The organism is Afipia sp. OHSU_II-C1, from assembly GCF_000497575.1.
Lineage (GTDB): Bacteria > Pseudomonadota > Alphaproteobacteria > Rhizobiales > Xanthobacteraceae > Afipia.
The window spans coordinates 121,851-146,693 of the sequence record NZ_APJI01000020.1; the positions used below are offsets into that span (position 1 = coordinate 121,851).

Consider the following 24,843-nt stretch of genomic DNA (forward strand, 5'->3'; position numbering starts at 1 on the left):
CGGCACCCCGTGTAGAGTTGCACTATTGCAACTCTAGGGCATTTTCATATGACTGCCGTTGAACAGCAACCTTCGTTAGTCGACATTTCAATTCCTTGGTTGTTTGCGCGCGGCCATGCAAGAAAATTGCTAAAAGCCCTGATAGAAAAGAGCGATCAGCTAGATCGCATAATGGGTATGAGCCAGCAGTTAGTGGCAGAAGTCAAAACCCTGCGTGCTCAACAAAAAATAGCTTTCCAGCAGTTAGAAGAACTTGGCGCGCTATCCGTGACGCAACTGGAAATTAAGCGCCACACTCTCGAAAACGAGATCGCCCATCGCTTGAATGAATTTGAGCTTGAAAAAGCAGACGCTGCAGAAGCACTGGATGTTTTAAAGCGCAAGATAAAAGAGGCCCATCATTCGTTGGTTTCAACCGATGACTTGGCGCTTCTGCAGGATGTTGGCGTCTATCAATATCGTCATCCGTTAAGCGATGCCGTTGCATATCAAAGCGTTCTTGAAAAGATCGACAATCAAATCAAACAAATGGTCAAGAAGGATGGTGGCGCTGTTCTGGCTACAACGAGTTGGCAGGTAAACGGCTCGGAAAAAGAAGGGCGAGCGATGGTTCGCGATTTTTCAAAGCTGATGTTGCGGGCGTTTAATGCAGAAGCGGATAACGCAGTTCGCAGCCTGAAGCCGTACAAGCTCGACAATGCGATTGATCGACTGAACAAAGTTGCGGAAACAATTGCCCGACTTGGGCAAACTATGCACATCCGGATTTCGCCAGCATATCTGAAATTGCGACTACAAGAGCTGGAAATCACCGCGGACTTTTTGCAGAAACAAGCCGAAGAAAAGGAACAAGAACGCGCTGATCGCGCAAGATTACGCGAGGAGCGTAAAGCTCAGCAAGAAATAGAGAACGAGCGCGAGCGCTTGGAGAAGGAGCGACAGCACTACTCCAATGCTCTCGACGCCCTCGTCGAGAAAGGTGATGAAGAGGCTGCCGCACGCATCCGTGAGTATTTGACTGGCATAGAAGAATCACAGCGCAAAGTAGAGGAACGAGCCGCCAATACCCGCGCGGGATACGTTTACGTCATCTCTAACGTTGGCTCCTTCGGCGACAGAGTTGTTAAGATTGGAATGACTCGACGTCTCGATCCTAGCGACCGAATCCGTGAACTTAGCGACGCTTCAGTACCTTTCAATTTCGACATTCACGCACTTTTCTTCTCGGACGATGCGGTTGGTATCGAAACCGAGATGCACAACCGCCTGGATACGACGCGCGTAAACAGTGTAAATCGGCGCCGTGAATTTTTCCGAGCGAGCCCGCTTGAAGTAAAGAAACATCTTGCCGAGCTAGCAGGCGAGTTGCTCGAATTTCAGGAAATGCCTGAAGCACTGGAGTATCGACAGTGCTTGAGTTCTCAGTCGACCCGATAGCAACCCGAGCCGCCCTTGACTTTCGTTTTCTAGGATTATATTCTTGGTGACATTCCTCTCCCGCGCTCATGACGCGGAGGGATGAGCATCGGAGCCGCCACCCCATCATGTCGGGGTGCGGATGGTGGAGCGCCGGGAGGCGCAGCGTCCGCGCGGTGGGCTTCGCAACCCCATCGATGTTGTGACGCGCGCGCCTCGCGAGACGGACTCGCAATCCGTCCTCGTCACGGCACGCGGACGAACCTCTCGCAAAGGTTCGTCATGAGGGGTCTCGCAAACCCCTGGCGCCTCCCGGCGCTCCATTCTCTCTGCAACAAGAGACGGAAAACGGGACCGGGTTGTCCGCGCCCTCAGGTGAAGCGGATGAGATTGCGCGTCTTTGCTGGCAGACAACCCGGTCGTGCCGTTAGCAAATTTCAGAGACTGCTCTCTCTTCGTCATTGCGAGCAAAGCGAAGCAATCCAGCTTTCACTTGATTCAAGGTCAAAGCGGCTGCTCGCAAGGAATGGATTGCTTCGTCGGCTTCGCCCCCTCGCAATGACGAGGTAGCATCACACGTTAACCAGGAAGCGGCTTCCTAGCCGGAGCCGCGCGCTTTTTCCAATAACAGCACAGCAGCACCTCTCAATCCGATAGCGCGTTGCAATCCTTGAGAATAATCGCGAGGGGCAGATCGCACGCGGAGCATGATGACACCGCGCAAACCCTGATTACGCCGCATCACCTCACCGTTCATCGCCCGTTCAAGTCGAATCTGTTGGGTGCGCGATGGGGAGAAAAGCGCGAGCCGCGCTTGACTCTTCGCAACCGTCCATCGACGGTGCGCATGATTCGAATTTTCAACCATCGGAGACAGTGATGGCAGCATCCTACAAGTTTGAAATCTACAAGGACAAATCCGGCGAATTCCGTTTCCGCTTCCGCGCGCCGAACGGCGAGAAGATGTTCGCCTCGGAAGGCTATTCCAACAAGGCGTCCGCCAAGAGCACTATCAAGTCGATCGTGAAGCATGTCGCCAAGGCCGAAATCGACGACGTCTCGAAGGTGAAAGCCGCGCCGAAGGCCAAGCCTGCGAAGAAAAAGAAGAAGTCCAAAAAGAAGTGATTTTTCTGCGATCGATCATCGCAAAGAAAAACCCCGGCTCAGAACCGGGGTTTTTTATTGGAAGTGCCGACAGGCTGCGTCATGCCACGCGCGCGCTGGCAGTCGCGTTGCGCTGGGCCTGCAGCAGCGCGGTGATCTCCACATTCGGCCGGGCGCGGCTGAACAGGAAGCCTTGTCCCTCGTGACAGCCTTCCGCGCGCAGGCAGGCCAATTCGCATTCGGTCTCGACGCCTTCCGCGGTGATGGTCACGCCAAGACCCATGCCGAGCGAGATGATCGAGCGGACGATGGCCTGCGCATCCTGATTGGAGCCGAGATCGCGCACGAACGAGCGGTCGATCTTGATCTTGTCGAACGGGAAGCTGCGCAGATAGCTCAGTGACGAGTATCCGGTGCCGAAATCGTCCATCGAAATCCGCACGCCGAGCGCGCGCAGCGCATGCAGCGTCGCCAGCACCTGATCGCTTTTTTCCAGCAACAGGGTTTCGGTGATTTCGAGTTCAAGCCGCTTCGGCGACAGGCCGGATGTTTTCAGCGCATCCATCACCACCGACAGAAGATTGCCGACGCGGAACTGCAGCGGCGACAGGTTGACGGCGACACGGACATCATCCGGCCAGCGCGCCGCGTCCATGCAGGCACGGCGCAGCATCAGTCCGCCGACCGCGTTGATGAGGCCGGTTTCTTCCGCGACCGGAATGAACTCCACCGGCGGAATCATGCCGCGCTCCGGATCGGGCCAGCGCACCAGCGCCTCGAAGCCGGTGATGCGCCCGGTCTTGAGATCGACCAGCGGCTGATAATGCGGCTGCAGGACGTTGTTTTCGATCGCTGCGCGCAGATCGATTTCGATGCGGCGGCGCGATTGCGCACGGGCATCCATTTCGGACTCGAAGAAGCTGAATGTGCCGTGGCCTTCGCTCTTGGCGCGCGACAGCGCCATGTCGGCGTTCTTGAGCAGCTTCTCGGCGTCGTCGCCGTCGCCGGGCGCGATCGCGATGCCGATGCAGGCGCCGCTGATGATGGTGTGGCCCTCGAACAGATAGGGCTCACTGATGGCGTCGATCAGGCGCCGCGCCAGGAATGCTACTTCCTCGGGACGGTTCACGCCGGCCTGAACGATGGCGAATTCGTCGGAGCCGAGGCGCGCAATCGCGTCTTCCTCGCGCAGCGAGGAGCGCAGGCGCTTGGTCACGCCTTTCAGCAGCTTGTCGCCGATCGCATGACCCAGCGCGTCGTTGATGGCCTTGAAGTTGTCGAGATCGAGAAACAGCACCGCGACCTTGTCGCCGCTGCGGCGGGTGTGCGCCAGCAGTTCATCCAGCCGCTGCCGCAGCAGCATGCGATTCGGCAGTCCGGTCAGGCCGTCGTGCTGCGCCATGAAGGCGAGCCGCGCCTCGGCGCGCTTGCGCTCGGTGATGTCCATCAGCGCCAGCAGCACCGCGGATTGCCCCTCGAACACCAGCGCGCGCGAATAGATCGCCACGTCGATCAGCGCCCCGTCGGCCTTCACGTGTTTCCAGGTCCGCGCCGCGCGTTCCTCGGTGGTCTGCTCGCCGGTCCAGGGTGAGGCCTGATCGAAGGCCTGAATGTCCGAGACCTTTAGCTTCTCGAAGTCTTCGCGCGCGTAGCCGTAATGCGCGACCGCGGCGTCATTGACGCTGATGATGCGCTCGCTGTCCTGCGCGCAAACGATCATCGGCACGGGATTGCCGTCGAACAGCAGACGGAACGAGGCTTCGCGCTGTTTCAGTTCGGTGATGTCGACGCGCAGCCCGATCACGCCGCCGTCGCCGGTGAGGCGCTCCTCGATCAGGATGCAGCGGCCGTCGGACAGGGTTTGTTCGTGGCGATGACCGGGATGATAAAGCTTCTCGAGCCGCTCGTTGATCCATTCATCCTCGCGCCCGATCGCGTCCGGATAGTCGCCGCGCGCCACGCCCTCCTTCAGGGTGTCACGCAACATCGCGCCCTCTTCAAACAGATCGGCGCTCTTGTTGTAGATCTCGGCGTACTTCTTGTTCCAGAGGATGTAACGCCCCTCGGCATCGAGAAACACGATGCCTTGCGGAAGGATATCGATCGCCTCGCGCAGACGCGCGTTGGAGCGCGCCGCATCAGCGATCGCCGCCTCGGCCTCCGCGCGCTTGCGTACGATCTCGCCGATCTCGGAGATCTTGCGACCCTTGGGCGACAGCTTCGGCGCGGCCTTGGGCCGGCGGACCGATAATCCCCTTGTGAGCGCTGACTTGCCGGTCCTGTTTTTTGGTTTTGGCCGATTGATCGGCATTGCCCCGCATCCCTTGCATTCTGCGGGCAGCAGTTTTGCTATAAGTGTCTGAAAAATTGGTATCCTTTGGCGGGCTGGCCGACTTTCGGTGGACGCCGCGTCTGCACCGGTCTGCAAGGGTGCTCAATTGCGAGGCGTGATCCAGGTTTAAACGACAGGACAGAACGCCCATTACAGCGGGTGCAATCGCTTTTCGCCCGCGATCACGATGATACCTCGGCTCCAATGCGCCATCTGCCCAACGAATATCCGCGCGGGTGGCATTGCGCATCAATTTGCGTCAGTCTCCGTCATGGCTAACACCCGGTTAAAAATCGCGCCGCCTCGTCGCCATGCCAGCCTTCCGCTATAAGAGTGCCATGATGCGATTCCGTCTGATTCCCGTATTCGCCCTGATGTCGGCTGCTCTGGCGGCAGTCCCGGCTCAGGCGCAGGACAAGGGCAGCGTTAATCCGAAGCCGCTTCCGCCGCTTGCCAATCCCAGCGATCCCAACATCGCCGCAAAGGAATTGTTTGGCCGCAAGCTGGCGCCGGCTGCGCTCGCGCCGCAAGCCATCGGCTTTTACGCCAAAGGATGTGTCGCGGGCGCGGTCGCGTTGCCGATCAACGGATCGGCGTGGCAAGTCATGCGGCTGTCGCGCAATCGAAACTGGGGGCATCCCGATCTCATCGCCCTGCTCGAGCGCGTGGCGATCAAAGTACAGAAGACGGCCGGCTGGCCGGGGCTTCTGGTCGGCGACATGTCCCAGCCGCGCGGCGGGCCGATGTTCACCGGGCACGCAAGCCACCAGATCGGACTCGATGCCGACATCTGGCTGACGCCGATGCCGAACCGTCAGCTCTCCCGCGAGGAGCGCGAAGAAACATCCGCCGTCATGATGGTGCGGAAAGATCGACTCGATATCGATCCCAGCACCTGGACGCCGACACATCTTCCGGTCATTCGCGCCGCTGCGCAGGAGCCGCAGGTCGAGCGCATCTTTGTCAACGCCGCGATCAAGAAAGCGCTGTGCCGGGAGGCGAAAGGCGACCGGAGCTGGCTGTCCAAAGTGCGCCCGATGTACGGGCACGACTACCATTTTCATATCCGTATGAAATGCCCTCCGGGCAGCGCCAACTGCGAGGCGCAGACGCCGCCGGCCGACGGCGAGGGTTGCAGCACAGGCGACCTCGCCTACTGGTTCAGCGACGCGGTGCTGCATCCCAAGCCGCCGCCGGTGCCGCCTAAGCCGAAGCCCCCGCTCACGCTCGCAAACCTGCCGTCCGAATGCCGGCAGGTTCTTCAGGCTCCGGACGCAAAATAGCCCGGGCCCGTAACCGGGTAGCGATCCGGGACTTTACGCAGCGACCACGCCTGATATTGTCCGGGCGAACGATGCTCCAGCATGCTGCGCGCTGCCGGGGTTGCCGGAACGGCGCTTCCGCTTGTCGTCAGATGATTTGATCAAAGCCGGCTTGCGCGCGCTATTGCGCGCGCCCCGCTATGGAGCGCCCCAATGACCTTTATGCCCCGTTTTCTCGTTGTCACCGCGCTTGTCTGCGCACCGTTTTTTGCGCACGCGCAGGATGCGAAGCCAACAGGTACGCCGCCGGTGGCCGCGCAGGACAAGACCCTCACCGTATTCGCAGCCGCGTCGATGAAGAACGCGCTGGACGAAGCCAATGCCGCTTACACCGCCAAGACCGGCGTGAAGGTGGTCTCGAGCTATGCCGCAAGCTCCGCGCTCGCCAAGCAGCTCGAACAGGGCGCTCCGGCGGACATCTTCATTTCGGCCGATACCGACTGGATGGATTATTCGGCCGGCAAGAAAACCATCAGCGACACCTCGCGCGTCAACCTGCTCGGCAACAAGATCGTGCTGATCGCACCAAAGGACTCCAAGGCTGCGAACGTCACGATCGGACAGGGCTTCGATCTCGTCAAGCTCGCGGGCGACGGCAAGATCGCCACCGGCGACGTCAAGGCCGTGCCGGTCGGCAAATACGCCAAGGCCGCGCTGGAGAAACTCGGCGCATGGCAGGCGGCCGAACCGAAATTCGCCATGGCGGAAAGCGTGCGCGCGGCGCTCGCATTGGTGGCGCGCGGCGAAGCTAATCTCGGCATCGTGTACGAGACCGACGCCAAGGTCGAACCCGGCGTGAAGATCATCGGCACCTTCCCGGCGGATTCGCATCCGGCGATCATCTATCCGGTCGCTGCGACTGCGAGTGCAAAACCTGACGCAACGCCCTATCTCGCGTTCCTTCGTTCGGCCGCGGCGAAGTCGATCTTCGAGAAGTACGGCTTCACTTTCCTGATCAAGCCGACGTCGTAACAACCCGCCGTGTCCGAGCTCTCCGCTGAAGAATGGACGGCGATCCTGCTCTCATTGCGGGTCGCCGCCGTCGCCACACTTGTCGCCACGCCACTCGGCATCGCCGTGGCGTGGCTTCTGGCGCGGCGGAACTTCTGGGGCAAGGCGGCGCTTGATGCGCTGATCTATCTGCCGCTGGTGCTGCCGCCGGTCGTGACCGGCTATCTGCTGCTGCTGACCTTCGGGCGTAAGGGCCTGGTCGGCGCGTGGCTTGCCGACACACTCGGTATCGTGTTCGCATTCCGCTGGACCGGCGCGGCGCTTGCCTGCGGCGTGATGTCGTTTCCCCTGCTGGTACGGCCCATCCGGCTGTCCATCGAGGCGGTGGACCGCAGGCTCGAACAGGCGGCCAGCACGCTCGGCGCCGCGCCCTGGCGCGTGTTCCTGACTGTCACACTGCCGCTTGCATTGCCGGGAATCCTGGCCGGCATGGTGCTCGGCTTCGCCAAAGCCATCGGCGAATTCGGCGCGACGATTACATTCGTCTCCAACATTCCCGGCGAAACGCAAACCATCTCGGCGGCGATCTATTCGCTGACCCAGACGCCGGACGGCGATACGGCTGCGCTGCGGCTTGTGATCGTGTCGATCGGCATTGCCATGGCCGCGCTGATCGCATCCGAGATTCTGGCGCGGCGCGCGACGGCGCGACTGCACGGGTACTAGTGTGGTGGTCAGGCGAACTTCGGATTCGGGACACCAGCATGCTGTCAGTCGATATTGAAAAGCAGCTTGGCGATTTCAGGCTTGAAACATCCTTCACAAGCGATGGGCTGGTGACCGGGCTGTTCGGCAATTCCGGCGCCGGCAAGACATCGATCATCAACATGATTGCCGGACTGATTGCGCCCGATCGCGGCCGGATATCGCTCGATGGCGAGGTTCTGGATGATACTGTGAGGAAGCTGCACATCCCTCCGCACCGGCGGCGGATCGGTTACGTCTTTCAGGATGCAAGGCTGTTTCCGCATCTCAGCGTCCGGCAGAATCTCGATTACGGGCGGCGCATGAACCGGCTCGATTCGGATGCCGCCGCCGAAAAGCATACCGTTGACCTTCTCGACATCGGAGATTTGCTCGATCGACGGCCTGCGCAACTCTCCGGCGGCGAGAAGCAGCGCGTCGCGCTCGGCCGCGCGTTGCTGGCGAAGCCAAAGCTGCTGTTGCTCGACGAGCCGCTTGGGGCGCTCGATGACGAGCGGAAGGCGGAGATTCTTCCCTACTTCATCCGGCTGCGCGACGAAGCCAGCGTGCCGATGGTGTTTGTCAGCCACGATGCCGGCGAGATGCGGCGGCTGGCGACCAATGTGGTCATCCTGAAGCGCGGCAAGGTCGCCGCGAGCGGCGGTATCGAGGTTCTGCCAGCGGCGGTCTGAGGTCGTTACTTCAGCGTCGTGATCGCCGTCGCCAGATAGTCGAGCCCTTGCAATAGCGGCGGTCCGCCGCACAGCGTATAGCGCTCGGGGAGATCGATCCGCCGGTTCGCGCCATATCGCGCCAGCAGCGCCGGATGGGTGATGAACAGCGCGCCCTGATCCTGCGCCTCGCGCGGCGGGTCCTGCAAAACCAGCACGTCGGGTCCGTCAGTGAGCAGGTGCTCAAGTGATACGAAGCCGCCCTGCTGCGCCGACATGAAACCGCCCGCTCCTGCCGATTCGCGTTGCGGTGGCCGCAATCCGGCGATCGACAGCATGCCCGATGCCAGACTGGCCGGACCTTCCCGGTATCCTTCGCGCTGAATCACCAGCGCCGTCAGCGGCGGCTTCAACGCGACTGCCGACAGCCTCGCTTCGGCCTGCTCGATCTGGCGCGCCAATGCCTCGCCGCGTTCGGGATGACCGACAAGCTTTCCCACCTCGATGGCCTGACGGCGCGCATCGGCGAGATTGCGGATCAGTTCGACGTCCACGACGCGAATGCCCATCGCGCTCAGCATGGCATGGATCGGGCGATGGCTGGGCCCGCCGAGCACCAGATCGGGCGCGAGATTCACGACCGATTCCGCGTCCCAATCCAGACGGGGAAACGCCGCGGCCTTGTCCGTCATGACAGACAGAAGCGGATTGACCGCATAGGGCGACAACCCGGCAATCTGGGCGGGGTCGGCCAGCGCGAGCAGCAACTGATCGGCACAGAGGTTGAAGGACACGATGCGCCGCGGCGGCCCGTCTGCACGCACGTCCTGCGCGGTACTGCACAACGCCGCGAACATGGCCGAAACAAGTATGGTCGCAAAGATGGTTCTCTTGATCATGACAGCCTGTTATGCCACGCCAATTGCATTGCGTCAGCGGCCCTTCCTGCTGCGGAGATATGCCGGAACAAGATGAAGAGCGATCCCCAAAGCGATACTCAGGGCTCCCTGCTGACCGCGACGCTCGCCGTTCTGGTGGCGGTGCTGTTCGTGCTGTCGCTGATGACCGGACCTGCATCCTTTTCGCCGCGCACGGTCATTGCAGCATTGTTTTCCGATCAGGGTGTGGCGTCGATTATCGTCCGCGACATTCGTTTGCCGAGAACCCTCCTGGCCATGCTGATCGGCGCCACGTTCGGGCTGGCCGGCGCATCGTTGCAGGGCCTGCTGCGCAATCCGCTCGCCGAACCGTCGCTGTTCGGCGCACCGCAGGCGGCAGCGGCTGCGGCGGCGGCGATCATGGCGTTTGGTCTCGCCAATGCGCTGTCGCTGGCGGTGCCGCTCGCCGGCATCGCGGGTGCGCTGCTCTCGGTCGGCGCACTGGTCGCCATTGCCGGACGCCGCGCCTCGCTGACAGTGACTCTGCTGGCGGGCCTCGCGCTCGCCAGTCTCGCGGGGGCAGCTATCGCCCTCATTCTCAATCTTGCGCCCAATCCGTACATCGCACTGGAGATCGCATTCTGGCTGCTCGGCTCGCTGCGCGATCGCAGCATGGAGCACGTCTGGCTTGCCGCACCCTTCATGATCGTGAGCTGGTTCGTGCTGGCGTATAACGCGACAGCCTTTCGCGCACTCACGCTGGGCGAAGACGCCGCGGCCTCGCTCGGCGTCAATGTCGAGCGCACGCGCGTGCTGGTGGTGATCGGCGTGGCGATCGGCGTCGGCGCTGCCGTCTCGGTCGCGGGCGCCATCTCGTTCGTGGGACTGGTCGCGCCGCATCTGGTGCGGCGATTCTATGGATCGGACCCTGCGCGCGTGCTGCTGCCGGCATCACTGGCGGGCGCGGCGCTGCTGATGGCGGCGGATATCGCGGTGCGCCTGATCCCCGCCGTGATCGAGATCAAGATCGGCGTGGTCACGGCGCTGATCGGCGTGCCGTTCTTCCTGGCGATGATCTTCCATGAGCGCCGCGCATTGGAGGACAGCACGCAATGAAACCGAACAATGCGCCGCGCCTCGTCGCTTCCGGCATCACGGCCACCCGTGGGTCACGCCGGATCGTGGACAATGCCGATCTGACTTTGAATGCCGGTGAACTCACAATTCTCGCCGGACCCAACGGCGCCGGCAAAACCACACTGGCGCGCGCCATGGCCGGTGTGATGAGAACGGAGGGTTCAATCGCCTTCGATGGCGTCGCCTTGCGGAACATGCCACCCCGCGCACGCGCGCAGGCCATTTCCTATCTGCCGCAGGGACATGAATTTCACTGGCCGATGCGGGTGGACAGCATCGTTGCGCTCGGACGCGAACCTCATGCCGATCCGTTCTCGCAGACGTCGGTGAAAGACCGCATCGCCATCGAGCGCGCCATCGAGGCAACCGCTGTCGGCGAGTTTTCTTCGCGGCTGATTACGACACTGTCAGGCGGGGAACGGGCGCGCGTCGCCATCGCGCGGGCCCTCGCCACCGAAGCGTCGGTCTTGATCGCAGATGAGCCGACGACCTCGCTGGATGAGCGCCACCAATTGATTGTCATGGATCTGCTTCAGCGGATCGCCCATGGCGGCACCGCCGTGCTTGCGATCATTCACGATCTCGCTTTGGCAATGCGGTTCGCCGATCGCGTGGTCATCATGAACGAGGGCCGTATCGTCGCCAACGATACCCCGCAGCTTGCTCTGACGCCCGACCGGATTGCGGAGATCTTCGGCATCTCGGTGAACCGCGTCGAGACGCCGGACGGGCCGCTGCTGCTGCCGTCGCGCGCGCTGTAACCAGCTCAGCTCCCGAGCAGCCGGGTCCCGATCCGCGACAGCTTCCGTCTGGCGGCGGCGGTGCGGCTCAGTTCAGGGGCCGGCGGCTCCTCGTCCTCCGGCAGCCGCAGACCGACCACATTCACCCGGTTGCCGCCGATGCTCCGCGCCACCAGTACAATGGAATCGAGCGGCAAGGTCGCGCCGACGCGGGGCGCATGATCGAGATGAATGTCGAAATAATCCGCCAGTGTCAGATGCGCGTCGCTGGAGGCGATGGTGACGCCGTAAATATCGGCAACATCCTTGAGGGTCACGTCGCCAGGCATCATGAAGTCGCCGAGCAGATGCGGGTCCGGCGCCGGCACCACCGGCATGTCGACAAAGAAGCGATCCAGCGCCTCGGCTTTCTCCGGCGGCGCGAGCAGATAGAGGTAATCGCCCTTGACCACCGGCTCGGCTTCGACCGGCGACAGAATCTTCTCGTCGCGGATCACCAGCGTCGGCTTCGACCATGACGGGATCAGCCCGCGCTTCAGGAACAGGCTGTTGGCGCGGACCGGATAACCCACAAGCTGCTGTTCGAGCTGTCCCGGCAGATCGAGCTCGACGCGCCGGGGCCCGCGATCAGCCCGCGGCAACGCCACATGCAGGCGACGCGCCGCAGCAGCGAGGGTCCAGCCTTGCAGCAGCAGCGAAATAATGACAACCACGAAGGCGACGTCGAAATACACCTGCGCGTTTGGCAGCCCGACCAGCATCGGGATCGAGGCCAGAAAGATCGCGACCGCGCCGCGCAGGCCGACCCAGGCGATGAAAGTCCTTTCGCGCCAGTTGAACGGGAACGGCGCGAGGCAAAGAAACACCGCGACCGGCCGCGCCACCAGCATCAGCACCAGCGCCACCGCAACGGCCGGCAGCACCGTCGACAAGGTTCGTTCGGGTGAGACCAGCAAGCCGAGCAACACGAACATCACGATCTGCGCCAGCCATGTCGCGGCATCGAGGAACGCGACAACGGAATTGTGCGCGCGGGTCGGACGGTTTCCGATGATCATGCCGGCGAGATAAACAGCGAGAAATCCCGACGCGTGCGAGATCTGGGATACGCCGAAAATCACCAGTGCTGCGGTTGTCACAAAGGGCGCATGCAGTCCCTGCGGCAGGGAGATGCGATTCAGGGCGAATACGACAAGCCAGCCGCCGATGGCTCCGAAAAGCACACCGAGCACGCTCTCGCGTGCGAGTTGAAGCACGATATGTCCCGCCGAGCTTTGGCCGACCGACAGGAATTCCACCAGCATCAAGGTGAGGAAGATCGCAAACGGATCGTTGGTCCCGGATTCCACCTCAAGGGTCGCGCCGACGCGAGGACGCAGACGAAGACCCTGGCTGTGCACCAGAAGGAACACGGCAGCCGCGTCGGTAGAGCCCACGACAGCGCCGACCAGCAGCGCCTCGGGCCAGCCGATCCCGAGCGCGTATTTGGCGACGGGTGCTGTAATCAGCGCAGAGAGAAGCACGCCGATGGTGGCCAGCGCCGCCGATGGCGCCAGCACGGCGCGGATGCTCTGGAAGCGGGTCTTCAGGCCGCCGTCGAACAGGATCAGCGCCAGCGCCACCGAGCCGACCAGATAGGTCGATTGCACGTCATCGAAGCGGATGCCGCCGGGACCGCTGTCGCCTGCTAGGATACCGACAAAAAGGAAGACCAGCAGCAATGGGGCGCCGAAGCGCAGCGCCAGGAGGCTCGAGAGGATGCCCGCCATCACGAGGACCGAGCCGAGCAGAATGGCAATACTGACCGAGTCGAGGGATGCCATTAGCCGTGTGTCTCTCCGTGCATCGGTACGAGCCCCGAAATGCCTGCAAATTCATGAATATCGTCGCCGCCGCCCGCCGCCAACCGATTTGTCGTTCTCATCCCTGTTGTGCCGGATTTGCTGGTGTTAAGTCGGCCCCACGCCGGATTCTCACACGCCCATAGCGGCGGAATGTGGGAATCTGGCGCAGTGATCGAATCGAACCCAGGTCGAAGCCAAGGCAGCCGAAACCGGCCTGCCTCCTTTTGAGGTGAGTTGCCCATGGAATGGGATGATATCCAGCAGGCGCTGCAGGCGAGCATCAAATCCGCCGAGGCCTATCTCGTATCGCCCTGGTTCTACATGCAGGCGGGCATCGTCCTGGCCGCCGCGGGCCTGTCACTGGCCCTGGCGAGCTTTCTGCGCGCGCGGGTGAACCCGACATCGCTGGCGATGGGGCTTCCGGCGCCGCTGCGCGCGCTGATCCGTGTCCTGATGAGCCGCGCAGGCACGATCATCTTCGCGCTGCTGATCAGCATCTCCCGCGCCATCATCGTGAAAGCCGAGGTAATGCGGCACGGCTACCTGCTGTCCACCGCAGCCAGTCTGGCGACCGCGTGGGTCATCATCCGGCTGGCGACGGGGCTGATCCGGAATGAACTCGTGGTCCGTGCGGTCTCGGTGGCAGCGTGGATCGTGGCCGCCCTGAGCATTATCGGCAAGCTGGACGATGTGGCGGCCGCGCTGGACTCCGTCGCGATCCCGCTCGGCGCACTGCGTGTCACCCCTCTGCTGGTCCTGAAGGTCGCAGTGTCACTCGGCATCGCGCTCTGGCTGGTCAACATCCTCGGCAACTTCCTCGAAGCCCGCATTTCGCGCTCCCGCGATCTTACACCATCGGTTCAGGTGCTGCTGATCAAGATGGTCCGCCTGGCGCTGATGGTTGCCGCATTCGCAGTGGTCATGAGCGCCGCGGGCATCGATCTGTCCGCCTTCGCGCTGTTTTCCGGCGCCATCGGCGTCGGTCTCGGCTTCGGCCTGCAGAAGATCGTCGCCAATTTCATCAGCGGCGTGATCCTGCTGGCGGACAAATCGGTGAAGCCCGGCGACCTCATCACCATCGGCGACAGTTCGGGAAAGATCAGCGCGATGAACACGCGCTATATTTCCGTCGCGGCGGGTGACGGCCGCGAAATCCTGATTCCGAATGAAGATCTGGTGACCCAGCGGGTGGTCAACTGGACCTATACCAACAGGAACATGCTGGTGAAGGTCAACTTCGCGACCAACTACGATGCCGACCCGAATGTGGTGTGCAAGCTCGCGATTGACATCGCAACCCAGACCGCGAACGTCGCGACCTTCAAGGCGCCGAACTGCCTGCTCACGGAGTTCGCCGAAACCGGCATGAAGTTCTCGCTGACCTTCTGGGTGGCTGACCTCGATGTCGGCGCCGACAACATTCGCAGCGAGGTGATGCTGAAGCTGTGGAACGCCTTCAAGAGCGAGAACATCCGCGTGCCGTATCCGGTGCGCGAAATCCGCGTGCGCGGCGGCGCGCTACCGGTCGAAACCGTTGTCGACGTGCAAAGCTGATGCGCTTTGCCAGCGAACTGATGCCGGCGACCCTGATCCGCCGCTACAAGCGTTTTCTCGCCGACGTCGAACTCGCCGACGGCAGCGTCATCACCGCGCATGTCGCCAATCCCGGCGCCATGACCGGCCTGCAGGCCGAAGGGGCGCGGGTCTGGCTGTCGAAGTCGCCGAGCCTTGCGCGCAAGCTGCCCTACTCCTGGGAACTGATCGAGGTGGACTTCGGCAGCGGTGTTGAGCTGACCGGCGTCAACACCATGCATCCCAATCCGGTGGTCGCCGAAGCACTCGCAGCCGGCGCGATTCCGGAATTGACGGGCTATGCAAGCATTCGCCGCGAGGTGAAGTACGGCCGCACCATCAACGGCAAGGGCTCACGCGTCGACTTTCTGCTGGAAGATCCTTCGCGGCCACCCTGTTATGTCGAAGTCAAGAACGTGCACCTCATGAGGCGCCAAGGCGTCGCCGAGTTCCCGGATTCGGTCACCGCGCGCGGCGCCAAGCATCTCGACGAGTTGGCGGAGATGGTCGCCTCGGGCGCCCGCGCGGTGATGCTGTTCGTCATCCAGATCGGCTCGGCCCAATCGTTTGCACTGGCGCGCGACATCGATCCGGCCTATGCGCGGGCCTTCGACAGGGCCCGGCTGGCCGGCGTCGAGGCTCTTGCGTGGACATGCGATGTCACCCGCCGCGATATCAGGCTGGGGCGTTTCATTCCGATCGAGACCTAAACAGGGCAGAAATGCCCTGAAAACAGGGCTGGGCAGCCCGGCGGATGCTGCGGCTTGCACTGGGGGCTGCATCCATTAAATTGGGCGGATGCACCCTCAAATTTCCTCGATTTCAAGCCAGATTCGCTCATGAACTACGTCGAAGCCACCGAAACCTCGCTGCGAAAGACCGGGCAGATCAAGCTGCACGGCCCCCAGGCGTTTGCCGGCATGCGCAAGGCCGGAGCCCTGGTCGCGCGATGTCTCGATGAACTGGCCGCCATCGTCCGCCCCGGGATCTTCACCTCGCAGATCGACGATTTCGTTCGCAAGTTCGCCTTCGACCACAAGGCCTATCCCGCGACGCTGATGTATCGCGGCTATCGCTATTCGACCTGCACCTCGATCAACCATGTCGTCTGCCACGGTATGCCCGGCGACCGGCCCCTCAAGGAAGGCGATATCGTCAACGTGGACGTGACGATGATTGTCGACGGCTGGTATGGCGACTCGAGCCGCATGTATGCCGTCGGCGAAATTTCGCGCCGTGCGGAGCGGCTGATCGACGTGACCTATGAGGCGATGATGCGCGGCATTGCCGCCGTGAAGCCTGGCGCCACCACCGGCGACATCGGCCATGCCATCCAGAGCTTCGTCGAGCCGCAGCAGATGAGCGTGGTGCGCGATTTCTGCGGGCATGGCCTCGGCCGCATGTTCCATGACGAACCGAACATCATTCACGTCGGCCGCCCCGGCGAAGGCGTCGAATTGAAGCCCGGCATGTTCTTCACCATCGAGCCGATGATCAATCTCGGCAAGCCGCATGTGAAGGTGCTGTCCGACGGATGGACCGCGGTGACCCGCGACCGTTCGCTGTCGGCCCAGTTCGAACATTCGGTCGGCGTGACCCAGGACGGCGTGGAAATCTTCACGCTCTCCCCCGGCAAGCTGGACAAGCCGCCTTACAAGGTCTGACGCTCTGGCTTCGCGCGGATGGACATATCCGCATTCAGCAAGGATTCTTGATACTGGAATAAACCCGGTTGCAAATGCAGCCGGGCGCGGCGATGCTTGCAGCATACTTGAGCACGCATTCCGTCATGCCCGCAAAATCCGACGATCCGTCCGCGTCATCCGGCTTCTCCGAAGCGCCGCACTATCATGGTCATCGCGAACGGCTGCGGGATCGCTTCCGCGAGGCGGGCGCTGATGCGCTGAGCGATTACGAACTGCTCGAAATGGTGCTGTTCCGCGCGCTGCCGCGCCGTGACGTCAAGCCGCTGGCGAAGGCGCTGATCGCGAAATTCGGATCGTTCGCCGAAGTGGTTCACGCGCCGGAATTGCGCCTGAAGGAAGTCAGCGGCCTCGGGGATTCCGCGATCACCGAAATCAAGCTGATCGCGGCGACCGCAAGCCGCGTCGCGAAGGGGCAGATCAGCAAAGAAAAGACCGTGCTGTCGTCGTGGTCAAACGTGATCGAGTATTGCCGCGCCGCCATGGCCTTTGCCGACAAGGAGCAGTTCCGCATCCTGTTTCTCGACAAGCGCAATCAGTTGATCGCGGACGAATTGCAGCAGGTCGGCACCGTCGATCACACGCCGGTCTATCCGCGCGAAGTGGTCAAGCGCGCGCTGGAGCTGTCCGCCACCGCGATCATTCTGGTGCACAACCATCCCACTCAGGGTCAAAAACTCACGCTCAATCACGCATAAGCACTATCAATCACTGTCATTTCGATCATTCTTGACTGGGGACGGTTTCGGCCCAAAAGTGGGCTCACGGGGCTCTTACCGCCCCCAGTTACAGCCCCCTATTTTGGGCCGCGGCTGCAGATCGGAGAGACGCAATGCCCAGTCTGACAGACAGTGCGATCCGCCATGCTTTGAAGCGCGTCGCCAAATCTCGGAAGCAAGAGTCTCTCGCCGATGGTGAAGGACGTGGCACGGGGCGATTGGTTCTGATTGTCAAACCGATGCCAACCCGGGTTACGGCCGAGTGGATGGCACAGCAATGGCGCGACGGGAAACGTACAAAGTCCAAGATCGGTGACTACCCGGCGATGCCCCTGACAGAAGCAAGAGAGACGTTCAGGCGCGATTTTGCTGAAGTGATCCAGAAAGGCAGTAGCATCAAGATCGCCGGTGACGCCCGGCCTGGCACCGTCGCTGACCTGTTCGATGCCTACGTCAAAAACCTCAAGGCGGCCGGCAAGTCATCTTGGTCGGAGGCCGAAGCGGGTCTGAACAAAATCGCAAACGTGCTGGGACGTAATCGGCTCGCGCGCGACATTACCCCGGAGGATGTACTTGGCGTACTCCGCCCGATCTACGAGCGCGGGAAGCGCGCAATGGCAGATCACGTGCGCAGCTACATTCGATCCGCCTACTCATGGGGCATTAAATCCGAGCATGACTATCGTAGCACGTCGCCTCGACGATTTAAGCTCGTCAACAACCCGGCAGGTGGCATCCCCACCGAGCCGAAGGTCGTCGGTACGCGTTGGCTCGATGAGGACGAGTTTGTCAGACTCTATCGTTGGCTGGAGTGTCCCGATGCGCCTGTGCACCCGCCGTACACCCGTGCCGTTCGCATATTGATGCTTACGGGGCAGCGGGTCGAAGAGATTGCCATGCTGCATGTTGACCAGTGGGACGCCCGGGAGAGGATCATCGACTGGTCGAAGACGAAGAACGGAAAACCTCATTCGATTCCCGTGCCGCCCATCGCCGCTGAGCTGATCGAGTCAATCATCCCGAACGAGTTCGGTTGGTTCTTTCCTTCTGCGAAAGATCCTTCCAAGCCAGTGAGGGCGTCGACGCTATATAGCTTCATGTGGCGCCAGCGCGACCGGGGCGTCATTCCGGTGGTGACCAACCGTGATCTTCGGCGGACTTGGAAAACTTTGGCCGGAAAGGCTGGTGTAACGAAGGAGATTCGGGACCGCCTACAAAACCATACGCTGCAGGACGTCAGCTCTAAGAGTTATGATCGATGGAATTACATGCCCGAAAAGCGCGACGGTATGAAGAAGTGGGATACATTTGTTGCGGCCATGTTACGCAAGAAGTCTCTGCGCAAAGCAGCATAGAAGAAGCTTGTCGCGAAAGGCGAGGCCTGTGCTGATCACGTACAAGGGGGACGCATGAGACGTCGCGTCATGATTGTCGACGGTCCGTTGGCGTTTCGGATGCGCCGGGTCGACGCAGCGCGCGCAGGCGATATTGGGCTCGAGATTCTGACGATGCCTCTGCTCGCCGCGCGGCTAGCCGGCGGGTTTTGCAGGCTAGCAGACCGTGAGTTGCTGGCCCCCGCGATCGCCGCTGCCCTCAAGAGCGGGGGTTTCAAAGAAATCAGTGAGGTTCGAAGTCTGCCAGGAATGGTTCGGGCGGTCATTCAGACGTTGGATCGCGTATGGGCTTCCGATCTTGACCTCGACACGCTGGCAAAGACCTCATCCCGACTCTGGGATCTCGCACTTATTCAGGAGCGCATTCGAGCGAGTTTGCCGGCCGGAGCGATGCTGCCGCGAGACGCACGAGACGCCGCGCTCGCGCGCATCGAGTTTGCGCCTGCAGTTCTCGGCAGCGTAACACTGGAGCGGCTTATTGACGTCGATGCAGTGTGGCGGCCGCTGCTGATCGCTCTGGCTGCTCGAGTTGACGTCGCGTGGGCAGCCGTCGGTGCCGCCGACCGGAGCTGGTTTCCCGGCACCGTGACCTTGAGCGAGGAAGCAACTCCACGAACGCTCGCGGGTGATCTTTGTGCTGATCCCCGCGCCGAAACGGTGGAGGCGTTGCGTTGGGCGCGAGACCTTCTGAGCCGCGGAAGCATTGCGGCCGCGGACATCGCTATCGTGGCCGCCTCACCCGCGACGTGGGATGAGCACATGCTTGTGCTCTCGCGCGATGCAGATCTACCGGTCCACTTCTCACATGGGCTTCCGGCGCTTAGCACGTGGGAAGGTCAAGGCTGCGCGGCGCTGGCGGATATCTTGGTCAACGGGCTCAGTCAGGACCGGGTTCGACGGTTGTTGCGCCGCTCCTCCTCACGAGCTTCGGACTCCCTTCCATCGGATTGGTCGGCGGGCTTGCCACGACGGGCTGGTCTTTTCACTGTCGAACAATGGCGGCAATCGCTTGCTGCTGCGCGTGCCAGACGCCAAGAGCCCGAGGCGGCTGAGCGTGTTTTGTTGCCGATCTTGGATCTGCTGGCCCATGGAACGCCACGCGCGGATGAAGCCGGACGACTGTTGTTAAGCGCTGCCAGTCTCGGGCTGTGGCAAGAAGCGTTGCGGAATGCGCCTGCGGCCGCCATCGTGCTGTCTCTGCAGGGCTTGCGTGTTCGTGACAAGCGTGATCCAGGCAACAGCCTGGTTTGGGGTCCGGCATCGCATCTCGCTGGAGCTCCGCGTCACTGGGTGCGCCTTCTCGGACTTGACGGAAGGGCTTGGCCCAGGCCCGAGAGCGAAGACGCCTTAGTTCCGAATCACGTTTTAGCGCGCCGCCGCCTCGTACCGGTATCGATCACGGAGCGGGACCGCACCGCGTTCACGACGCTACTCGGACACTCCTCGCAGGCGATCGTACTTTCGCGGGGCCAACGGTCGGCCGAGGGTGGTCTGCAGTGTGCGAGCGCCCTTTGGCCGGCATCGGTCGTGCCTCAAGCAAAAACACGCAGCCGGACGCCCCAGCACGCCTTCAGTGAGGCTGATCGGCTTCTCGCGCGGCCTTCCGAAGCCGGGAAATCGCCTCGTATCAAGGCGACGCGGACCTGTTGGTCGAATTGGCATCGCGCCGAAGTGACGCCTCACGATGGCGCCATCCGGGCTAACCACCCGGCTGTCGAGCGCGCGTTGGGACGAGTTCACTCGGCGACATCACTGAAGCGGCTAGCACGCGATCCTCTCGGCTTCGTCTGGCGTTACGCGCTCGGCATGCGATCGGTTCCGTTGGCGCAGCAGCCTCTTGCGCTTGATGCTCTGATGTACGGTGAGTTGGTCCACGAATTGCTCAGACGAACCGTCGACGCGCTCGAACCCGATCCTGGCTTCGTTCGTGCTTCGCGCGATGAGATTGAAATTGCGCTTTCGGCAGCCGCTGACCAGGTGCGTGTGGAATGGCCACTCGAACGTCCCGTCCCCCCGCGACTGTTATGGGGTCACACCCTCGACGAGGCGGTAAAGCGCGGTTTGCGTGGATTGACAGTCGACGAGTCTTTTCAATCTGGCACGCGAAGTTGGACCGAACTTGCCTTTGGCGACGGATTGACCGATGGCGACGCACCTTGGCAAGGAAAGAAGGACGTTGTTATCGGCCAAGCCCAGCTTCGTCTTGGGGGTCGGATCGACCGTCTGGATCTTGGCATGACCGGCGATCGGGTCCGAATATCGGACTACAAAACCGGAGCGACGCCAGCGAACGCCACGGCCATTGTCATCGATCGCGGCAGGGAACTTCAGCGAGTTCTCTACGCGATCGCGGTACGACAACTTCTTCCGGATGCAACCATCGTGGTTTCACGACTTGTATTCCTCGATGGCAGCTCGAAGCCCTATCAATTGAACGGGCCCTTACTTGATGCGGCTGCACAGGATGTCACGCAATTTCTAGACATCGCGTGCTCGCTCGTCCGGCGCGGCGGAGCGCATCCCGGGCCCGACGCCCAGGATCGCTACAATGACCTCCGGCTAGCGCTTCCAATTGATCTCGAGGCGTATTTCCAACGCAAGGGCACGGCCTTCAGAGAGCTCGGTCGCGAACTGTCCCCGTTGTGGAGCAAGCCATGAAGCTCGCCGACGAAAAGCAGCGACGGCGTGTCCTGACCGACCTAGATGCCATCCTGCTCGTCGAAGCTGCGGCAGGCACGGGCAAGACGTCTCTGATCGCGGGTCGCGTCGCAATGCTTCTCGCAAACGGGCGCCCGCCGCAGCACATCGCGGCTATTACGTTCACTGAACTCGCGGCCAGTGAATTATCACTGCGCATTCGCAGCTATGTAGCGACCTTATTGACAGGCGAAATTCCGAAAGTCCTCACGCTCGCACTACCCCGGGGGTTAACTGCGGAGCAACGCACCAATCTCGTATCTGCACAACAACGTCTCGACGAGATTACTACCTCAACAATACACGGCTTCTGCCAGGAGATGATCCGAAGCTATGCTATTGAGACCGGACTCGACCCGGGCTCGCGGGTGATCGACGGGTCTAGCGCTGATGCTATGTTCGAAAGCGTATTCTCTGCCTGGATGATTGATCGACTGTCCAGCGGGATACATGCGGACGATCCGGTCGCGGTCCTATCTCAGGACGCACCGCTTAAAGTCGTCGAACTCATCAAAAAACTGGCCGATCTAAAGCGGACCCATCCGACAGCGCGTACTATGCCGGTTCGCCTTGAACATCGAGGTGACATCGACTTCGTTGAGGCCGTCGATGGATTTGCGCGCTGGTTTACCACCAGCCCCGGCGAGCCCCGCACTGCTGTTGTTTTGGACGATCTGCAGGTGCTGAGCTCTTTCTATACGGACTGCTTCAAGGCAAAGCCGAGCTTCCGCGATTTATGGCGTCTAGCACATCCCCCACAGCTAGGTTCGATGGCGGCGGGCAGTTCGAACCTGTCTGCCTACCGTTGCAAGACGGGCTGGAAGAACAAGTGTGGTGCGGAGGCCGGGGAGCGGTTCAATGCCGAGGCCGAGCGCCACGTCACCAACATTGATCGTCTCTATCGCTACCTGCTCGGGCAAGTCGCCGACGGCCTGGTCGGCATGCTGTCGGAAGCGCTAGACGATGTCATAGGCGCGTACACGCGGCGCAATCGCGAGGCGGCGGCACTCGACTTTGACGATCTTCTGTTGCGCGCGCACGACCTCGTCTCGAAGCACGAGGCCGTGCGGGTCGCGCTCGGCGAGCGATATCAGCACATCTTTGTTGACGAATTCCAGGACACTGATCGCATCCAAGCGGCGATCATATTTCTGATCGCCGCGGAAAAGCGCCCAAAACGCTGGCAGGAAGCGCAGTTGCGTCCCGGCGCGCTATTTCTGGTAGGCGATCCAAAGCAGGCGATCTATCGCTTCAGAGGGGCAGACATCGACGCCTACAACGAAGCGCGTGCAACGATTGCCTCACAGGCGCGCGACAGCGTGGTCGAGATCACCGCAAATTTCCGCTCCCAGCAGGCGATCATCGAGCATGTGAACAAGTGTTTTCAGTCGGTTCTTCAAGCGGACGGGCAGCCTGGCTATGTGCAGTTGTCGCCGACACTAGAAGCCGCAGAACATGGCCTTCCGTGTGCAGCGACGGTAAGTGTAGACCTGCCGCCAGGACCCTCTGCTGCGGTTCAAAGGGATGAGGAGGCCGCGATTGTTGCGCAGATCTGTCGTCGCCTGATTGGTACAATTCACATCAAGCGCGCTGATGGATCGAAGTCTCTGCTCATGCCTGGTGATATCGCGCTGCTTGCACCGACAGGCACAGAACTCTGGCGTTACGAGCGGGCGCTAGAGAGCGTCGGGCTGTCGGTGGCATCGCAGGCGGGTAAGACACTCCTGCGGCAGCAAGAAGCGCAAGATGTACTGGCGCTACTCCGCGTTCTGGCGGACCCCGCTGATACCCTGGCGTTCGGCGCCTTCATGCGCGGTCCGATGGTCGGTGTCACGGACGAGGAACTACTCGATATCGCCGAGGCCGTGCATCAGCCATCTGGCGGGACGGAGCCGTATCGCGTGTTCGATGTTCGCACACAGCCGGACTTGGTATCACACCCAGTGGTGCGGTCGATGCTGATAACGCTGCAGCACCTTCGCGCCCGTGCCGGCGCAACGACGCCCCGTATCTTGCTTTCTGAGGCGATCGAGAAGCTTCATCTCCGCGTTGTCCTGGCAGCTCGACACGGGAATCGAAGCGCCCGCGCGCTCGCCAATCTTGATGCGTTGATTGAGATGGCGCGGCCGTATGATGTGTCTGGCCTTAGCGCCTTTGTGCGCGATCTACAGTCGGACTGGGAACTTCGAACACAGCGATCCGAAGGTCGGATCGACGCATCAACGGACGCAGTCGAGATCGTTACGATCCATAGTTCTAAGGGCTTGGAGTGGCCGGTGGTGATTCCCATCAATACATCAACGACCTTCAGGCCACCGCCGCAGTTCGTTCATCGCCGGTCGGACAATACGCTGCATTGGATTATTGGCGGTGTGACACCACCCGTGCTGGAGGCGGCCCGTGAAGAGGAAGCTCACCAAGAATCTCTCGAACGCGAGCGTATGTGGTACGTCACCTGCACCCGAGCGCGCGATCTTCTGATCATTCCTGAGCTTCCGGCGGCCTCGCCGCAATCCTGGTTCAGAATTCTTGATCTCGGCGTTCAAGGATTGCCAAAACTTGACCTGGGTCAATTGCCACAGCCTGCACCGCTCCAGCGGGCGGCCGCGGTGAACCAGCAAACGACCGAGCAATTTGAGCAGGAAGCGGAAGCTGTGGCGATAGCGGCACCGTCGCTGACCTGGATTCGTCCAAGCGATCATGATCACGATCGAGCCGAAGCTCTCGACCCTGTTGCGAAGACGGTCGACGAAGCTTTCGATTTCGTCCAACCAATTGGTCCCGGCCGGGTCCGAGGCGTCCTGCTGCACAAGCTGATGGAAGAGTTCCTGACAGGAGAGCTTCTCGACACCGATCCTGTGGTGGTGGAGCAGCGTGCCGCACAGTTGTTGGAAGAGTTGCTCGGGGATGAAGCGCCCGACGCGAGGCCTGATCCAAAAGAAATGGCACGCACGGCGCTCAAGACGATCCGCTTCGCGGATGTCGCCGCGCTGCGGCGTCATCTCATTCCGGAGGTCCCGATATGGTCGAGTTTGGCTGACGGGACTTTGCTAGCCGGGCGCGCGGACGCATTGGCTGTCGAGGGCGGTAACATTGTCGCGGCTCTAGATTGGAAAAGCGATGTCGCACCAAGCCATCAAGAACGATCGGACTATGTTGGACAGATGCGCGCCTATCTAACCGCTAGCGGAGCGCGGCGCGGGGCATTGGTCTATATGACGCTCGGCGAAATTGTCTGGGTCGAAGCGAACACGTGAGATTAGGGCGACGACGCGCGCGCCTTTACCAAAACGAACTTTTTGGGCTTGTGGCGAGTCGTCCGGCATCGTTCTGCTAACACCACAATACGCGGCCATTCCGAAACCAGAAATGCGATCCGCATTCCTTCTTCCTCCACACCGAAGGATTGAGAGTGGCGGTGCCATCGTCATGCCGTGTCACGCGCCAGCAAGGACGTTCGTCCGGAAGAAGGTTCATGTGTAAAATGGAACGGCAGCCGCACGGGCAGATCATTGCGGCCTGCTCCTCGAAGCCGTCCTCCTGGACTACGTAAAGAGCCCGGCGCTTCAGTTTCTTCGGAAGCGCTTCCTCAACGACCAGAGTCGCATACGGCGGTACG

Annotated in this window: 18 protein-coding genes and 1 pseudogene; 15 read left to right on the forward strand and 4 right to left on the reverse strand. The window is 61.5% G+C overall.

Translation table 11 applies throughout. From position 1 onward, the window contains the following. Positions 1-48 precede the first annotated feature (48 nt). Together I554_RS0121380 and I554_RS0121385 are read left to right on the forward strand one after the other, a co-directional pair. Positions 49-1,437, forward strand: coding sequence for a DUF4041 domain-containing protein (locus I554_RS0121380; RefSeq protein WP_024574478.1), 1,389 nt, complete (start codon positions 49-51; stop codon positions 1,435-1,437). An 858-nt stretch (positions 1,438-2,295) separates the two neighbouring features. Beyond that, a pseudogene (locus tag I554_RS0121385) lies at positions 2,296-2,490 on the forward strand (DUF1508 domain-containing protein); the annotation flags it as partial. A gap of 130 nt (positions 2,491-2,620) precedes the next feature. Here the strand turns inward: I554_RS0121385 and I554_RS0121390 are convergent. Continuing rightward, complete coding sequence (locus tag I554_RS0121390) at positions 2,621-4,831, reverse strand: EAL domain-containing protein (RefSeq protein ID WP_024574480.1); 2,211 nt, start codon at positions 4,829-4,831, stop codon at positions 2,621-2,623. Positions 4,832-5,190: 359 nt separating this feature from the next. Here I554_RS0121390 and mepA point away from each other — a divergent pair, with 359 nt between their 5' ends. The 4 genes from mepA to modC all read left to right on the forward strand — a co-directional run bounded on the left by mepA (position 5,191) and on the right by modC (position 8,561). Next, complete coding sequence (mepA, locus tag I554_RS0121395) at positions 5,191-6,135, forward strand: penicillin-insensitive murein endopeptidase (RefSeq protein WP_024574481.1); 945 nt, start codon at positions 5,191-5,193, stop codon at positions 6,133-6,135. Between the two features lie 192 nt (positions 6,136-6,327). Then, on the forward strand, positions 6,328-7,146 hold the full coding sequence (gene modA / locus I554_RS0121400) for a molybdate ABC transporter substrate-binding protein (RefSeq protein WP_024574482.1): 819 nt from the start codon (positions 6,328-6,330) through the stop codon (positions 7,144-7,146). Between the two features lie 9 nt (positions 7,147-7,155). Continuing rightward, entirely contained in the window at positions 7,156-7,851 is a 696-nt protein-coding gene (gene modB / locus I554_RS0121405) for a molybdate ABC transporter permease subunit (protein WP_024574483.1), read from the forward strand. Positions 7,852-7,889: 38 nt separating this feature from the next. Beyond that, positions 7,890-8,561 (forward strand): molybdenum ABC transporter ATP-binding protein, encoded by a 672-nt coding sequence (gene modC / locus I554_RS0121410; protein ID WP_024574484.1) that lies wholly within the window; start codon positions 7,890-7,892, stop codon positions 8,559-8,561. A 5-nt stretch (positions 8,562-8,566) separates the two neighbouring features. On the opposite strand, the gene I554_RS0121415 is transcribed toward modC, so the two are convergent. Continuing rightward, complete coding sequence (locus I554_RS0121415; RefSeq protein ID WP_024574485.1) at positions 8,567-9,439, reverse strand: ABC transporter substrate-binding protein; 873 nt, start codon at positions 9,437-9,439, stop codon at positions 8,567-8,569. A gap of 72 nt (positions 9,440-9,511) precedes the next feature. Here I554_RS0121415 and I554_RS0121420 point away from each other — a divergent pair, with 72 nt between their 5' ends. Together I554_RS0121420 and I554_RS0121425 are read left to right on the forward strand one after the other, a co-directional pair. Continuing rightward, positions 9,512-10,534 (forward strand): iron ABC transporter permease, encoded by a 1,023-nt coding sequence (locus I554_RS0121420; RefSeq protein ID WP_024574486.1) that lies wholly within the window; start codon positions 9,512-9,514, stop codon positions 10,532-10,534. Beyond that, positions 10,531-11,316, forward strand: coding sequence for an ABC transporter ATP-binding protein (locus tag I554_RS0121425; RefSeq protein ID WP_024574487.1), 786 nt, complete (start codon positions 10,531-10,533; stop codon positions 11,314-11,316). The genes I554_RS0121420 and I554_RS0121425 overlap by 4 nt, the downstream gene beginning before the upstream one ends. 5 nt (positions 11,317-11,321) lie before the next feature. Here I554_RS0121425 and I554_RS0121430 read toward each other — a convergent pair whose 3' ends face one another. Next, entirely contained in the window at positions 11,322-13,118 is a 1,797-nt protein-coding gene (locus I554_RS0121430) for a potassium/proton antiporter (protein ID WP_024574488.1), read from the reverse strand. A gap of 261 nt (positions 13,119-13,379) precedes the next feature. Between I554_RS0121430 and I554_RS0121435 the strand changes: the two genes are divergently transcribed. The 7 genes from I554_RS0121435 (at position 13,380) to I554_RS0121465 (ending at position 24,481) form a co-directional block, all read left to right on the forward strand. Continuing rightward, positions 13,380-14,693, forward strand: coding sequence for a mechanosensitive ion channel domain-containing protein (locus tag I554_RS0121435; RefSeq protein WP_024574489.1), 1,314 nt, complete (start codon positions 13,380-13,382; stop codon positions 14,691-14,693). Beyond that, entirely contained in the window at positions 14,693-15,421 is a 729-nt protein-coding gene (sfsA, locus tag I554_RS0121440) for a DNA/RNA nuclease SfsA (RefSeq protein WP_024574490.1), read from the forward strand. Before I554_RS0121435 ends, sfsA begins: the two co-directional genes overlap by 1 nt. 129 nt (positions 15,422-15,550) lie before the next feature. Next, on the forward strand, positions 15,551-16,375 hold the full coding sequence (gene map, locus I554_RS0121445) for a type I methionyl aminopeptidase (protein ID WP_024574491.1): 825 nt from the start codon (positions 15,551-15,553) through the stop codon (positions 16,373-16,375). A 125-nt stretch (positions 16,376-16,500) separates the two neighbouring features. Beyond that, complete coding sequence (gene radC, locus I554_RS0121450) at positions 16,501-17,112, forward strand: DNA repair protein RadC (protein WP_029659446.1); 612 nt, start codon at positions 16,501-16,503, stop codon at positions 17,110-17,112. Between the two features lie 134 nt (positions 17,113-17,246). Further along, a complete protein-coding gene (locus I554_RS0121455) occupies positions 17,247-18,488 on the forward strand; it encodes a site-specific integrase (RefSeq protein WP_024574492.1) in 1,242 nt (413 codons plus the stop codon). A 69-nt stretch (positions 18,489-18,557) separates the two neighbouring features. Further along, positions 18,558-21,185 carry a PD-(D/E)XK nuclease family protein gene (locus tag I554_RS0121460; protein ID WP_244432814.1) on the forward strand — a complete coding sequence of 876 codons (2,628 nt, stop codon included), beginning with the start codon at positions 18,558-18,560 and terminating at the stop codon, positions 21,183-21,185. Continuing rightward, positions 21,182-24,481: a UvrD-helicase domain-containing protein gene (locus tag I554_RS0121465; protein ID WP_024574494.1), complete on the forward strand. Its 3,300-nt coding sequence runs from the start codon at positions 21,182-21,184 to the stop codon at positions 24,479-24,481. Before I554_RS0121460 ends, I554_RS0121465 begins: the two co-directional genes overlap by 4 nt. A 76-nt stretch (positions 24,482-24,557) precedes the next feature. Here I554_RS0121465 and I554_RS27790 read toward each other — a convergent pair whose 3' ends face one another. Further along, positions 24,558-24,737 carry a DUF6527 family protein gene (locus I554_RS27790; protein ID WP_244432817.1) on the reverse strand — a complete coding sequence of 60 codons (180 nt, stop codon included), beginning with the start codon at positions 24,735-24,737 and terminating at the stop codon, positions 24,558-24,560. Positions 24,738-24,843: the final 106 nt, after the last annotated feature.